General features: G+C 67.7%; 11 protein-coding genes, 5 pseudogenes and 2 other annotated features. Of the genes and pseudogenes, 7 read left to right on the top strand and 9 right to left on the bottom strand.

Annotated features, from left to right (window positions below):
- Positions 1 to 261: hypothetical protein (locus KPF47_RS13675; RefSeq protein WP_224389194.1), on the bottom strand; the 261-nt coding region annotated here is incomplete at its 3' end.
- Positions 258 to 569, bottom strand: a complete 312-nt coding sequence (locus KPF47_RS13670; RefSeq protein ID WP_224388530.1) for a transposase — start codon at positions 567 to 569, stop codon at positions 258 to 260. The genes KPF47_RS13670 and KPF47_RS13675, both read right to left, overlap by 4 nt.
- 267 nt (positions 570 to 836) lie before the next feature.
- Here KPF47_RS13670 and KPF47_RS40945 point away from each other — a divergent pair.
- Positions 837 to 965 (top strand): annotated as a pseudogene (locus KPF47_RS40945) (IS5/IS1182 family transposase); the annotation flags it as partial.
- 24 nt (positions 966 to 989) lie between these two features.
- Here KPF47_RS40945 and KPF47_RS13660 read toward each other — a convergent pair.
- Positions 990 to 1,178 (bottom strand): annotated as a pseudogene (locus tag KPF47_RS13660) (IS256 family transposase); the annotation flags it as partial.
- Between the two features lie 200 nt (positions 1,179 to 1,378).
- Between KPF47_RS13660 and KPF47_RS13655 the strand changes: the two are divergent.
- Positions 1,379 to 2,941 carry a CitMHS family transporter gene (locus KPF47_RS13655; RefSeq protein WP_374108823.1) on the top strand — a complete coding sequence of 521 codons (1,563 nt, stop codon included), beginning with the start codon at positions 1,379 to 1,381 and terminating at the stop codon, positions 2,939 to 2,941.
- A gap of 217 nt (positions 2,942 to 3,158) precedes the next feature.
- On the opposite strand, the gene KPF47_RS13650 is transcribed toward KPF47_RS13655, so the two are convergent.
- A complete protein-coding gene (locus KPF47_RS13650; protein WP_224388533.1) occupies positions 3,159 to 3,809 on the bottom strand; it encodes a hypothetical protein in 651 nt (216 codons plus the stop codon).
- Between the two features lie 288 nt (positions 3,810 to 4,097).
- On the opposite strand from KPF47_RS13650, the gene KPF47_RS13645 reads away from it, so the two are divergent.
- The gene (locus tag KPF47_RS13645; protein ID WP_374108823.1) at positions 4,098 to 5,660 is read left to right on the top strand and encodes a CitMHS family transporter; all 1,563 of its coding nucleotides are present in this window, start codon (positions 4,098 to 4,100) and stop codon (positions 5,658 to 5,660) included.
- Positions 5,661 to 5,878: 218 nt separating this feature from the next.
- Here the strand turns inward: KPF47_RS13645 and KPF47_RS13640 are convergent, their stop codons facing one another.
- A complete protein-coding gene (locus tag KPF47_RS13640) occupies positions 5,879 to 6,529 on the bottom strand; it encodes a hypothetical protein (protein WP_224388533.1) in 651 nt (216 codons plus the stop codon).
- A 140-nt stretch (positions 6,530 to 6,669) separates the two neighbouring features.
- Here KPF47_RS13640 and KPF47_RS13630 point away from each other — a divergent pair.
- Both KPF47_RS13630 and KPF47_RS40940 read left to right on the top strand, forming a co-directional pair.
- Positions 6,670 to 7,820: pseudogene (locus tag KPF47_RS13630) on the top strand (IS3 family transposase); the annotation flags it as partial.
- Positions 6,924 to 7,055, top strand: a sequence feature (AL1L pseudoknot). (Overlaps the previous pseudogene by 132 nt.)
- A 56-nt stretch (positions 7,821 to 7,876) precedes the next feature.
- The gene (locus KPF47_RS40940; RefSeq protein ID WP_224388537.1) at positions 7,877 to 8,200 is read left to right on the top strand and encodes a transposase; all 324 of its coding nucleotides are present in this window, start codon (positions 7,877 to 7,879) and stop codon (positions 8,198 to 8,200) included.
- On the opposite strand, the gene KPF47_RS13620 is transcribed toward KPF47_RS40940, so the two are convergent.
- Positions 8,086 to 8,469, bottom strand: a complete 384-nt coding sequence (locus KPF47_RS13620; protein WP_224389196.1) for a hypothetical protein — start codon at positions 8,467 to 8,469, stop codon at positions 8,086 to 8,088. The genes KPF47_RS40940 and KPF47_RS13620 overlap by 115 nt on opposite strands.
- A 37-nt stretch (positions 8,470 to 8,506) precedes the next feature.
- Between KPF47_RS13620 and KPF47_RS13615 the strand changes: the two genes are divergently transcribed.
- A complete protein-coding gene (locus KPF47_RS13615; protein WP_224389195.1) occupies positions 8,507 to 8,737 on the top strand; it encodes a hypothetical protein in 231 nt (76 codons plus the stop codon).
- Between the two features lie 89 nt (positions 8,738 to 8,826).
- Here the strand turns inward: KPF47_RS13615 and KPF47_RS40935 are convergent.
- Positions 8,827 to 8,895: pseudogene (locus KPF47_RS40935) on the bottom strand (hypothetical protein); the annotation flags it as partial.
- 107 nt (positions 8,896 to 9,002) lie between these two features.
- Positions 9,003 to 10,153 (bottom strand): annotated as a pseudogene (locus KPF47_RS13605) (IS3 family transposase); the annotation flags it as partial.
- Positions 9,768 to 9,899, bottom strand: a sequence feature (AL1L pseudoknot). (Overlaps the previous pseudogene by 132 nt.)
- A 140-nt stretch (positions 10,154 to 10,293) precedes the next feature.
- Between KPF47_RS13605 and KPF47_RS13595 the strand changes: the two are divergent.
- A complete protein-coding gene (locus KPF47_RS13595) occupies positions 10,294 to 10,944 on the top strand; it encodes a hypothetical protein (protein ID WP_224388533.1) in 651 nt (216 codons plus the stop codon).
- Positions 10,945 to 11,162: 218 nt separating this feature from the next.
- Here KPF47_RS13595 and KPF47_RS13590 read toward each other — a convergent pair whose 3' ends face one another.
- Positions 11,163 to 12,725 (bottom strand): CitMHS family transporter, encoded by a 1,563-nt coding sequence (locus tag KPF47_RS13590; protein WP_374108823.1) that lies wholly within the window; start codon positions 12,723 to 12,725, stop codon positions 11,163 to 11,165.
- Between the last annotated feature and the right edge of the window lie 196 nt (positions 12,726 to 12,921).

Here is a 12,921-nt window from a genome sequence, read left to right as displayed (position 1 = left end):
CGTGCTCGCGCATGATCCGAGCGCGCGCTTGCGCCCGACGTGCACGCCCTGGCGGCGCACTCGCCACACCCGCGATCCGTAGGTGGTGGCGAACTCGCTCACCGAGCGGATCTTCACGATCTGCTCAAGCAGGACGGCGTCGTCGAGCTGCCGCTGAGAGGGGTTCGCGCGGCGGCGCGCCAGTCGTAGTAGGTCGGGGCCGCGATGTTCAGGACCCGTAGTACGAACCGGCGGGAAATCATGGGCATCGACGAAGCTCATGATTTCCTCCGGGTCGGGCCGATCTCGCTGGCGAAATAGGCGCTCGCCGCGCGCAGGACCTCGTTGACCCGCCGCAGCTCAGCGTTCTCCCGCGCGAGCCGGCGGTTCTCGGCGAGCATGTCGGTCGACGGCCGATCATGGCGCTCGCCGGTGTCTGCCTCGGCCTGACGGACCCAGTTGCGCAGGGCCTCGTGATGCACCCCGAGCTGCTCGGCGAGCCCCCGGAACGTCGGGCGAGGGTCGGACTCCCGATACAGCCGAACCGCTCGTTCGCGCAGCTCATCGGGGTACTTTTTCGGTGCGGGCACCAGTGCCTTCCTTCCTGGCCCTCAAGATCGAACCAGTGTTCAGACACTCCGGCAAAGCGGGGGGAACCTCAGGGAGCCCACCGTGGGCTCCCTGGCTCGGCTTCTGGCCGGTGAACGTGCCCGCTGTGGCACCCGAACCGGTCGCCGTGCTCTGGCCCCCGTCGCCCAGGCGGTCCTGGTCCTGCGGTGGTTCCTCGATGCGAGCCGTGTGGCGCGCCTGGCGGCCGACAACACGATCAGCACCGCAACCGCCTACCGCTACCTGCACGAGGAAACGCCCTGCTCAAAACCACCTTCGCAGCGCTACGGCGGATCACGCTGTGTCCCTGGCGGATCGGCGCTATCACCGCCGCCGCGCTCGTGCTACTCCACATCGAACACGACCGCACAACATGATCACCGCGCTACTGAGAACACCTCAATCTCCTCGTTCAACGCTGCTTCCAGCACGTTCTTGGTGAACAGCTTCAACAGCCCGTCCGGGCCGGTCAACGCCAACCCCCGGGCGCGCGCGTCGGTCACCATCGCTGCCGCAGCGGCCTGTTCGGCCGTCAGCTCACGCCCCGGCCCGGACTCGTACTCACCTGGACTCACACGGTCCGATGTCATCACTCACAGTGCCCATCCCGCCGGACCCCCGCCCGGCGCGTCGGGCCGAAAACACCGTTCCTGGGACAAACCCTCCAGGGAGGCGACCCAGCGGGTTTAGTGCGCAGCGTGACCGTTAGTTTCTTCGTGATCATATGTTGCGGACAGGGCTGGGTGGCTGGTTACTGTCCGCGAATCGGTCGACCTTGGTGAGGGCCTGCATGCTTATCGCTCTGGGGTCCGCGATGATCGCGGTCTTCATGTATTTGATCTTGTCGAAGCGGCTTGCGCCGACTTTGGCGCTGGTGTTGGTGCCGTTGAGCTTCGCTCTAGTCGCGGTCGGTACGGGGATCGCGGAGCCGAGCGAGGACGGGGTCGTCAAGTCGATCACGGCGGCGATGAAGGACTTCGCGCCGACCGCGGTGTTGTTGTTCTTCGCGATCATCTTCTTCGGGACGATGATCGATGTCGGGTTGTTCGATCCGTTGATCCGGTTCGTGCTGCGCGCGGTGAGCAACGACCCGGTCCGCCTGGTCGTGCTGACCGCGGTCCTGGCCGGGGTGGTCTCGCTCGACGGGGACGGGTCGACCACGTTCATCATCACGGTCTCGGCGTTGCTACCGATCTATCTGCGCCTGGGTTTGAGCCCGGTGGTGTTGACCGTGGTCGCGAATCTGGCTAACGGGGTGCTCAACATTCTGCCCTGGGGTGGGCCGACCGCTCGGGCGGCGACAGCGTTGAACGTGTCGCCTTCGGAGCTGTTCAACCCGATGGTCCCGAGTATGGCGCTGGGAATGGTCACGGTGCTGGTCCTAGCCTGGCTCCTCGGCCGGTCGGAGCGGAAGAGGCTTGCCGCGGCGGGTCGGTCGTTGCCGGTCGTCGCCGCCGAGTTCGACCCCGACCGTGGCGGTGACTGCGTTCCTGAGCAGGTCCCTGAGAAGGTCGGCGCGGCGCAGCTCGCGCCGACAGAACCCGGCACCGGCGGTATCGGGGGGGCCGGTTCTGACGGGCAGCTCCCGCTCGGTGCAACCGCCGCGGCCGGTGCAGATGTCACGGGCGGTGGGGCCGTCGTGGCTGGGGGGGACGGTACTGGTGGGGTGAGAACCGGTCCTGGGGATGGGTTCATCGCTGTGGGTGGGGTGTTGGATCCGAACCGGCCGACGCTGCGTCCGAAGTTGATCTGGTTCAACCTGGCTTTGACCGTGGCGCTGCTGATGGTGCTGGGGTTGGACGCGTTGCCGTTGTCGCTGGTGTTCGTCGCTGCGGCGGCGATCGCGCTGGTGGTGAACTTCCCCCGTCCTGCTGATCAAGTCACTGCGGTCACTGCGCACGCGAGTTCGATCGTGGCAGTGGTGGCGATGGTGTTCGCCGCGTCGGTGTTGGTTGGAGTGCTGTCGGGTACCGGGATGGTCACGGCGATGGCGAACGGGATCGTCGCGACGGTGCCGCCGGAGGTTGGGTCCTGGTTCGCGGTGATCGTCAGCGTGCTGAGCATGCCGTTGACGTTCTTCCTCACCAACGACGCGTTCTACTTCGGGATCCTGCCAATCCTGTCCGAGGCGGCCGGGCACTACGGCATCACACCGGTGGAGATGGCCCGGGCGGCGCTCATCGGGCAGCCGGTGCACATGACCAGCCCGCTGGTTCCGGCGATGCTGTTGTTGGTGTCGTTGGCCAAGGTCGACCTGGCTGATCACCATAAGAAGGTCATCTGGCGGGCTGCGGTGTGCTCGCTGGTGATGATGGCAACGGCGATCGCGCTGGGAGTCATCCCCCTCGGCTGACCAGTGCTGCGTTGCCTCGCCCGGTGGGGCGGCCTCGACTCCCCGGGGCCGCCCCACCGGTGCGTGCGGGCGTTCTGCCCGGGTTCCGCAGTTCGTGGGCAGACCTGGGTTCCGCAGCTGCTGTCCGATGAAAGTGCCCGGATAGGGAGTCTGAGCTGGGGAGACGGGTGTCGGCCTGGTGACATGTCGTGTCACTAGGCGGCGGTGTTGTCCCTGGTCAGGGCGTTGTGGACGGCTCGGTGTCGAGGTCGAGGATCCGCGGCGGCAGGGCGATGTCGAGGACCTGGTGCAGCCGCCGGACCTCGGCGCTGGGTGGGGTGGTCTGGCGGAACAGCCCGGCCGGGCCGGTGAAGATGCCGACGTGCAGGCGCTGTAACTGGTCGCGGGCGCGGGGCCAGGTCGTGGCCTGGTCGGGGGCGCCGGCCTGGGTCTCGACGACGCGGGCCAGGAGCAGTGCGAGCCAGCAGGGCACGACGTGCGCGCGGATGCGGTCCTCGAGTCGGTGATAGACCGGCCGCAGGTCCAGGACCTGCTTCATGTCCCGCCAGCCGCGCTCGACCTCCAGCAGCTGCTTGTAGCCCAGCGCGATGTCCTCAGTCGGCAGGTGCGGATCGCAGGTGCGCAGCAGGTACTTCCCGTCCAGCTTCGCGTCCGCGGTGATCCTTGCGGCGTCGACGCGGAGCAGCCCGCCCGGTGTGACGCGCAGGAACCGGTTCAGCCCAGGCTTGGTGGAGATCACCCCGCGCAGCTCGGCCCGCTTCGTCGGCGACAACCGATCGGAGGTCTCGATCATCGTTTCGAGCCGCTCGACGAGGTTCGCGCGGACCGCGGCGTCCCGGTCGGCGGCGTCGGGGTTGTGGCAGACCACGAACCGCTCGGTGTCGCTGATCTTGACTTCCTTGACCCGCAGGTTCGCGCTGACCTCCTGAAGCGCCCCGGGAGTGGTGGAGGCTCTGATCCCACAGTGCCCATCCCGCCGGACCCCCGCCCGGCGCGTCGGGCCGAAAACACCGTTCCTGGGACAAACCCTCCAGGGAGGCGACCCAGCGGGTTTAGTGCGCAGCGTGACCGTTAGTTTCTTCGTGATCATATGTTGCGGACAGGGCTGGGTGGCTGGTTACTGTCCGCGAATCGGTCGACCTTGGTGAGGGCCTGCATGCTTATCGCTCTGGGGTCCGCGATGATCGCGGTCTTCATGTATTTGATCTTGTCGAAGCGGCTTGCGCCGACTTTGGCGCTGGTGTTGGTGCCGTTGAGCTTCGCTCTAGTCGCGGTCGGTACGGGGATCGCGGAGCCGAGCGAGGACGGGGTCGTCAAGTCGATCACGGCGGCGATGAAGGACTTCGCGCCGACCGCGGTGTTGTTGTTCTTCGCGATCATCTTCTTCGGGACGATGATCGATGTCGGGTTGTTCGATCCGTTGATCCGGTTCGTGCTGCGCGCGGTGAGCAACGACCCGGTCCGCCTGGTCGTGCTGACCGCGGTCCTGGCCGGGGTGGTCTCGCTCGACGGGGACGGGTCGACCACGTTCATCATCACGGTCTCGGCGTTGCTACCGATCTATCTGCGCCTGGGTTTGAGCCCGGTGGTGTTGACCGTGGTCGCGAATCTGGCTAACGGGGTGCTCAACATTCTGCCCTGGGGTGGGCCGACCGCTCGGGCGGCGACAGCGTTGAACGTGTCGCCTTCGGAGCTGTTCAACCCGATGGTCCCGAGTATGGCGCTGGGAATGGTCACGGTGCTGGTCCTAGCCTGGCTCCTCGGCCGGTCGGAGCGGAAGAGGCTTGCCGCGGCGGGTCGGTCGTTGCCGGTCGTCGCCGCCGAGTTCGACCCCGACCGTGGCGGTGACTGCGTTCCTGAGCAGGTCCCTGAGAAGGTCGGCGCGGCGCAGCTCGCGCCGACAGAACCCGGCACCGGCGGTATCGGGGGGGCCGGTTCTGACGGGCAGCTCCCGCTCGGTGCAACCGCCGCGGCCGGTGCAGATGTCACGGGCGGTGGGGCCGTCGTGGCTGGGGGGGACGGTACTGGTGGGGTGAGAACCGGTCCTGGGGATGGGTTCATCGCTGTGGGTGGGGTGTTGGATCCGAACCGGCCGACGCTGCGTCCGAAGTTGATCTGGTTCAACCTGGCTTTGACCGTGGCGCTGCTGATGGTGCTGGGGTTGGACGCGTTGCCGTTGTCGCTGGTGTTCGTCGCTGCGGCGGCGATCGCGCTGGTGGTGAACTTCCCCCGTCCTGCTGATCAAGTCACTGCGGTCACTGCGCACGCGAGTTCGATCGTGGCAGTGGTGGCGATGGTGTTCGCCGCGTCGGTGTTGGTTGGAGTGCTGTCGGGTACCGGGATGGTCACGGCGATGGCGAACGGGATCGTCGCGACGGTGCCGCCGGAGGTTGGGTCCTGGTTCGCGGTGATCGTCAGCGTGCTGAGCATGCCGTTGACGTTCTTCCTCACCAACGACGCGTTCTACTTCGGGATCCTGCCAATCCTGTCCGAGGCGGCCGGGCACTACGGCATCACACCGGTGGAGATGGCCCGGGCGGCGCTCATCGGGCAGCCGGTGCACATGACCAGCCCGCTGGTTCCGGCGATGCTGTTGTTGGTGTCGTTGGCCAAGGTCGACCTGGCTGATCACCATAAGAAGGTCATCTGGCGGGCTGCGGTGTGCTCGCTGGTGATGATGGCAACGGCGATCGCGCTGGGAGTCATCCCCCTCGGCTGACCAGTGCTGCGTTGCCTCGCCCGGTGGGGCGGCCTCGACTCCCCGGGGGCCGCCCCACCGGTGCGTGCGGGCGTTCTGCCCGGGTTCCGCAGTTCGTGGGCAGACCTGGGTTCCGCAGCTGCTGTCCGATGAAAGTGCCCGGATAGGGAGTCTGAGCTGGGGAGACGGGTGTCGGCCTGGTGACATGTCGTGTCACTAGGCGGCGGTGTTGTCCCTGGTCAGGGCGTTGTGGACGGCTCGGTGTCGAGGTCGAGGATCCGCGGCGGCAGGGCGATGTCGAGGACCTGGTGCAGCCGCCGGACCTCGGCGCTGGGTGGGGTGGTCTGGCGGAACAGCCCGGCCGGGCCGGTGAAGATGCCGACGTGCAGGCGCTGTAACTGGTCGCGGGCGCGGGGCCAGGTCGTGGCCTGGTCGGGGGCGCCGGCCTGGGTCTCGACGACGCGGGCCAGGAGCAGTGCGAGCCAGCAGGGCACGACGTGCGCGCGGATGCGGTCCTCGAGTCGGTGATAGACCGGCCGCAGGTCCAGGACCTGCTTCATGTCCCGCCAGCCGCGCTCGACCTCCAGCAGCTGCTTGTAGCCCAGCGCGATGTCCTCAGTCGGCAGGTGCGGATCGCAGGTGCGCAGCAGGTACTTCCCGTCCAGCTTCGCGTCCGCGGTGATCCTTGCGGCGTCGACGCGGAGCAGCCCGCCCGGTGTGACGCGCAGGAACCGGTTCAGCCCAGGCTTGGTGGAGATCACCCCGCGCAGCTCGGCCCGCTTCGTCGGCGACAACCGATCGGAGGTCTCGATCATCGTTTCGAGCCGCTCGACGAGGTTCGCGCGGACCGCGGCGTCCCGGTCGGCGGCGTCGGGGTTGTGGCAGACCACGAACCGCTCGGTGTCGCTGATCTTGACTTCCTTGACCCGCAGGTTCGCGCTGACCTCCTGAAGCGCCCCGGGAGTGGTGGAGGCTCTGATCCCACGGAAGGGTGGAGATCGTGCCGGCACCGAGGAAGTTCAGCAACGAGATGCGTGAGCGCGCGAAGCGGATGGTCCGCCAGGCGCGTCAGGAGGATCCGGGGCTGTCGGTCAACGCTGCGTGCAAGAGGATCGGTCCGCAGCTGGGGATCCTGCCCGACGCCCTCCGGGGGTGGTGTCGCCAGGCCGACATCGATGACGGCGTCACCCCAGGTGTGACCACGGTGGAATCCGACGAGCTCAAGCGGCTACGGCAGGAGAACGCCGAGCTGCGGCGGGCGAACGAGATCCTCAAGACCGCGTCGGCGTTTTTCGCGGCGGCGGAGCTCGACCGCCGTATCCGCTGATCGTCGCCTACATCGACGCTCACAAGCACCGGTTCGGGGTCGAGCCGATCTGCGCTGTCCTGCGCGCCCAGGGCATCGCGGTCGCCCCGTCGGGCTACTACGCGCACAAGAACCGGGCTCCGTCGCGGCGGACCCTGAGCGACGCGACGTTGGCGGAGACGATCGAGGCCGCGTTCTTCGACCGCGACAAGGGCCGTGGGGTCTACGGCGCCCGCAAGATGTGGCACCAACTGCGCCGCGACGGGGTCACCGGTCGAACAGGTCGGCCGGTGGCGCGCTGCACGGTGGAGCGGCTGATGCGCCGTCTCGGGCTGCGCGGGGTGCGCCGCGGGCAGCCGGTGATCACCACCCGCCCCGACGCCCAGGCCGGGCGGGCACCGGACCTGGTCGATCGGGACTTCACCGCGGCGAGCCCGAACCAGCTGTGGGTGGTGGACATGACGTATGTGCCGACGTGGTCGGGGACGGTGTTCACCGCATTCGTGTCCGATGTGTACTCACGCCGGGTGGTCGGGTGGCGCTGCGCGTCCAGGATGCCCACCGAGCTCCCGCTCGACGCCCTGGAGATGGCGTTATGGACCCGTGAACGCGCAGGTCAGACCACCGACGGACGTCTGGACGGGTTGATTCACCACTCCGATGCCGGGTCCCAGTGCACAGCCATCCGCTACGGCAACCGGCTCGCCGAAGCCGGCGCGGTGGCCTCGATCGGGTCGGTCGGCGACTCCTACGACAACGCCGCCATGGCCAAGTCGCTGATCGGGCTCTACAAGTCCGAGTGCGTCCGCCGCGACGGGCCGCTGCGCACCGTGGAGGACCTCGAGCTCGCCACCGCGTCCTGGGTGCACTGGTTCAACTGTCTCGTGCCGGGTTTGGTGGAGGGCAGCAACTCCAGCGAGGATGAGAAGCGATGGCTGCCCCACAGAAGTACCCCGATGAGATACGGGAACGAGCGGTCCGCATGGTCCGCGACATCAAGGCCGAGCCCGGCGGCTCGGCCAAGGGCGCCTGCCGGCGCGTTGGTGACCAGCTTGGGATCAACCCCGAAACGCTGCAGGGCTGGGTCAACCAGGCCGAGATCGACGACGGTGACCGGCCGGGGGTGAGCACCGGGCGCGCTCAGGCGGTGGAAGCATTTGCCTCGATGAGTTCGCTGAATACCTCGGAGGGTTTCTTCCAGTCGAAGATTTTACGGGGTCGGTCGTTGATGTCGCTGGCGATCATGGCCAGATAGGTGGGGTCGGAGGGGATCTCCACGCCTTTGGGGGGGTACTCGCGCACGATGCGGTTGAGGTTCTCATTGCTGCCCCGCTGCCAGGGGGAACGCGGCCGGTCGGAGTAGACTGGCATCGAGCCCTTGGTTACGGTGTGGTGGGCGGCCATCTCTGTGCCGCAGTTCCAGGTCAACGACCGGCGCATCACCTCGGGGAGCCGCCGTGCGATCACCGCGACCGCCGGGCTCCCCGAGGTGATGCGCCGGTCGTTGACCTGGAACTGCGGCACAGAGATGGCCGCCCACCACACCGTAACCAAGGGCTCGATGCCAGTCTACTCCGACCGGCCGCGTTCCCCCTGGCAGCGGGGCAGCAATGAGAACCTCAACCGCATCGTGCGCGAGTACCCCCCCAAAGGCGTGGAGATCCCCTCCGACCCCACCTATCTGGCCATGATCGCCAGCGACATCAACGACCGACCCCGTAAAATCTTCGACTGGAAGAAACCCTCCGAGGTATTCAGCGAACTCATCGAGGCAAATGCTTCCACCGCCTGAGCGCGCCCGGTGCTCACCCCCGGCCGGTCACCGTCGTCGATCTCGGCCTGGTTGACCCAGCCCTGCAGCGTTTCGGGGTTGATCCCAAGCTGGTCACCAACGCGCCGGCAGGCGCCCTTGGCCGAGCCGCCGGGCTCGGCCTTGATGTCGCGGACCATGCGGACCGCTCGTTCCCGTATCTCATCGGGGTACTTCTGTGGGGCAGCCATCGCTTCTCATCCTCGCTGGAGTTGCTGCCCTCCACCAAACCCGGCACGAGACAGTTGAACCAGTGCACCCAGGACGCGGTGGCGAGCTCGAGGTCCTCCACGGTGCGCAGCGGCCCGTCGCGGCGGACGCACTCGGACTTGTAGAGCCCGATCAGCGACTTGGCCATGGCGGCGTTGTCGTAGGAGTCGCCGACCGACCCGATCGAGGCCACCGCGCCGGCTTCGGCGAGCCGGTTGCCGTAGCGGATGGCTGTGCACTGGGACCCGGCATCGGAGTGGTGAATCAACCCGTCCAGACGTCCGTCGGTGGTCTGACCTGCGCGTTCACGGGTCCATAACGCCATCTCCAGGGCGTCGAGCGGGAGCTCGGTGGGCATCCTGGACGCGCAGCGCCACCCGACCACCCGGCGTGAGTACACATCGGACACGAATGCGGTGAACACCGTCCCCGACCACGTCGGCACATACGTCATGTCCACCACCCACAGCTGGTTCGGGCTCGCCGCGGTGAAGTCCCGATCGACCAGGTCCGGTGCCCGCCCGGCCTGGGCGTCGGGGCGGGTGGTGATCACCGGCTGCCCGCGGCGCACCCCGCGCAGCCCGAGACGGCGCATCAGCCGCTCCACCGTGCAGCGCGCCACCGGCCGACCTGTTCGACCGGTGACCCCGTCGCGGCGCAGTTGGTGCCACATCTTGCGGGCGCCGTAGACCCCACGGCCCTTGTCGCGGTCGAAGAACGCGGCCTCGATCGTCTCCGCCAACGTCGCGTCGCTCAGGGTCCGCCGCGACGGAGCCCGGTTCTTGTGCGCGTAGTAGCCCGACGGGGCGACCGCGATGCCCTGGGCGCGCAGGACAGCGCAGATCGGCTCGACCCCGAACCGGTGCTTGTGAGCGTCGATGTAGGCGACGATCAGCGGATACGGCGGTCGAGCTCCGCCGCCGCGAAAAACGCCGACGCGGTCTTGAGGATCTCGTTCGCCCGCCGCAGCTCGGCGTTCTCCTGCCGTAGCCGCTTGAGCTCGTCGGATTCCACCGTGGTCACACCTGGGGTGACGCCGTCATCGATGTCGGCCTGGCGACACCACCCCCGGAGGGCGTCGGGCAGGATCCCCAGCTGCGGACCGATCCTCTTGCACGCAGCGTTGACCGACAGCCCCGGATCCTCCTGACGCGCCTGGCGGACCATCCGCTTCGCGCGCTCACGCATCTCGTTGCTGAACTTCCTCGGTGCCGGCACGATCTCCACCCTTCCGTGGGATCAGAGCCTCCACCACTCCCGGGGCGCTTCAGGAGGTCAGCGCGAACCTGCGGGTCAAGGAAGTCAAGATCAGCGACACCGAGCGGTTCGTGGTCTGCCACAACCCCGACGCCGCCGACCGGGACGCCGCGGTCCGCGCGAACCTCGTCGAGCGGCTCGAAACGATGATCGAGACCTCCGATCGGTTGTCGCCGACGAAGCGGGCCGAGCTGCGCGGGGTGATCTCCACCAAGCCTGGGCTGAACCGGTTCCTGCGCGTCACACCGGGCGGGCTGCTCCGCGTCGACGCCGCAAGGATCACCGCGGACGCGAAGCTGGACGGGAAGTACCTGCTGCGCACCTGCGATCCGCACCTGCCGACTGAGGACATCGCGCTGGGCTACAAGCAGCTGCTGGAGGTCGAGCGCGGCTGGCGGGACATGAAGCAGGTCCTGGACCTGCGGCCGGTCTATCACCGACTCGAGGACCGCATCCGCGCGCACGTCGTGCCCTGCTGGCTCGCACTGCTCCTGGCCCGCGTCGTCGAGACCCAGGCCGGCGCCCCCGACCAGGCCACGACCTGGCCCCGCGCCCGCGACCAGTTACAGCGCCTGCACGTCGGCATCTTCACCGGCCCGGCCGGGCTGTTCCGCCAGACCACCCCACCCAGCGCCGAGGTCCGGCGGCTGCACCAGGTCCTCGACATCGCCCTGCCGCCGCGGATCCTCGACCTCGACACCGAGCCGTCCACAACGCCCTGACCAGGGACAACACCGCCGCCTAGTGACACGACATGTCACCAGGCCGACACCCGTCTCCCCAGCTCAGACTCCCTATCCGGGCACTTTCATCGGACAGCAGCTGCGGAACCCAGGTCTGCCCACGAACTGCGGAACCCGGGCAGAACGCCCGCACGCACCGGTGGGGCGGCCCCCGGGGAGTCGAGGCCGCCCCACCGGGCGAGGCAACGCAGCACTGGTCAGCCGAGGGGGATGACTCCCAGCGCGATCGCCGTTGCCATCATCACCAGCGAGCACACCGCAGCCCGCCAGATGACCTTCTTATGGTGATCAGCCAGGTCGACCTTGGCCAACGACACCAACAACAGCATCGCCGGAACCAGCGGGCTGGTCATGTGCACCGGCTGCCCGATGAGCGCCGCCCGGGCCATCTCCACCGGTGTGATGCCGTAGTGCCCGGCCGCCTCGGACAGGATTGGCAGGATCCCGAAGTAGAACGCGTCGTTGGTGAGGAAGAACGTCAACGGCATGCTCAGCACGCTGACGATCACCGCGAACCAGGACCCAACCTCCGGCGGCACCGTCGCGACGATCCCGTTCGCCATCGCCGTGACCATCCCGGTACCCGACAGCACTCCAACCAACACCGACGCGGCGAACACCATCGCCACCACTGCCACGATCGAACTCGCGTGCGCAGTGACCGCAGTGACTTGATCAGCAGGACGGGGGAAGTTCACCACCAGCGCGATCGCCGCCGCAGCGACGAACACCAGCGACAACGGCAACGCGTCCAACCCCAGCACCATCAGCAGCGCCACGGTCAAAGCCAGGTTGAACCAGATCAACTTCGGACGCAGCGTCGGCCGGTTCGGATCCAACACCCCACCCACAGCGATGAACCCATCCCCAGGACCGGTTCTCACCCCACCAGTACCGTCCCCCCCAGCCACGACGGCCCCACCGCCCGTGACATCTGCACCGGCCGCGGCGGTTGCACCGAGCGGGAGCTGCCCGTCAGAACCGGCCCCCCCGATACCGCCGGTGCCGGGTTCTGTCGGCGCGAGCTGCGCCGCGCCGACCTTCTCAGGGACCTGCTCAGGAACGCAGTCACCGCCACGGTCGGGGTCGAACTCGGCGGCGACGACCGGCAACGACCGACCCGCCGCGGCAAGCCTCTTCCGCTCCGACCGGCCGAGGAGCCAGGCTAGGACCAGCACCGTGACCATTCCCAGCGCCATACTCGGGACCATCGGGTTGAACAGCTCCGAAGGCGACACGTTCAACGCTGTCGCCGCCCGAGCGGTCGGCCCACCCCAGGGCAGAATGTTGAGCACCCCGTTAGCCAGATTCGCGACCACGGTCAACACCACCGGGCTCAAACCCAGGCGCAGATAGATCGGTAGCAACGCCGAGACCGTGATGATGAACGTGGTCGACCCGTCCCCGTCGAGCGAGACCACCCCGGCCAGGACCGCGGTCAGCACGACCAGGCGGACCGGGTCGTTGCTCACCGCGCGCAGCACGAACCGGATCAACGGATCGAACAACCCGACATCGATCATCGTCCCGAAGAAGATGATCGCGAAGAACAACAACACCGCGGTCGGCGCGAAGTCCTTCATCGCCGCCGTGATCGACTTGACGACCCCGTCCTCGCTCGGCTCCGCGATCCCCGTACCGACCGCGACTAGAGCGAAGCTCAACGGCACCAACACCAGCGCCAAAGTCGGCGCAAGCCGCTTCGACAAGATCAAATACATGAAGACCGCGATCATCGCGGACCCCAGAGCGATAAGCATGCAGGCCCTCACCAAGGTCGACCGATTCGCGGACAGTAACCAGCCACCCAGCCCTGTCCGCAACATATGATCACGAAGAAACTAACGGTCACGCTGCGCACTAAACCCGCTGGGTCGCCTCCCTGGAGGGTTTGTCCCAGGAACGGTGTTTTCGGCCCGACGCGCCGGGCGGGGGTCCGGCGGGATGGGCACTGTG

The organism is Pseudonocardia sp. ICBG1293, assembly GCF_020131355.1.
Lineage (GTDB): Bacteria > Actinomycetota > Actinomycetes > Mycobacteriales > Pseudonocardiaceae > Pseudonocardia.
Note: the sequence above shows the minus strand (reverse complement) of the source record. Positions and strands in the feature narration are given on the sequence as shown.

Bases quoted from the DNA above. Each gene is read 5' to 3' on its own strand.
- KPF47_RS13655 (WP_374108823.1), top strand. From the start codon at position 1,379: ATGCTTATCGCTCTGGGGTCCGCGATGATCGCGGTCTTCATGTATTTG.
- KPF47_RS13645 (WP_374108823.1), top strand. From the start codon at position 4,098: ATGCTTATCGCTCTGGGGTCCGCGATGATCGCGGTCTTCATGTATTTG.
- KPF47_RS40940 (WP_224388537.1), top strand. From the start codon at position 7,877: ATGGCTGCCCCACAGAAGTACCCCGATGAGATACGGGAACGAGCGGTC.
- KPF47_RS13615 (WP_224389195.1), top strand. From the start codon at position 8,507: ATGCCAGTCTACTCCGACCGGCCGCGTTCCCCCTGGCAGCGGGGCAGC.
- KPF47_RS13590 (WP_374108823.1), bottom strand. From the start codon at position 12,725: ATGCTTATCGCTCTGGGGTCCGCGATGATCGCGGTCTTCATGTATTTG.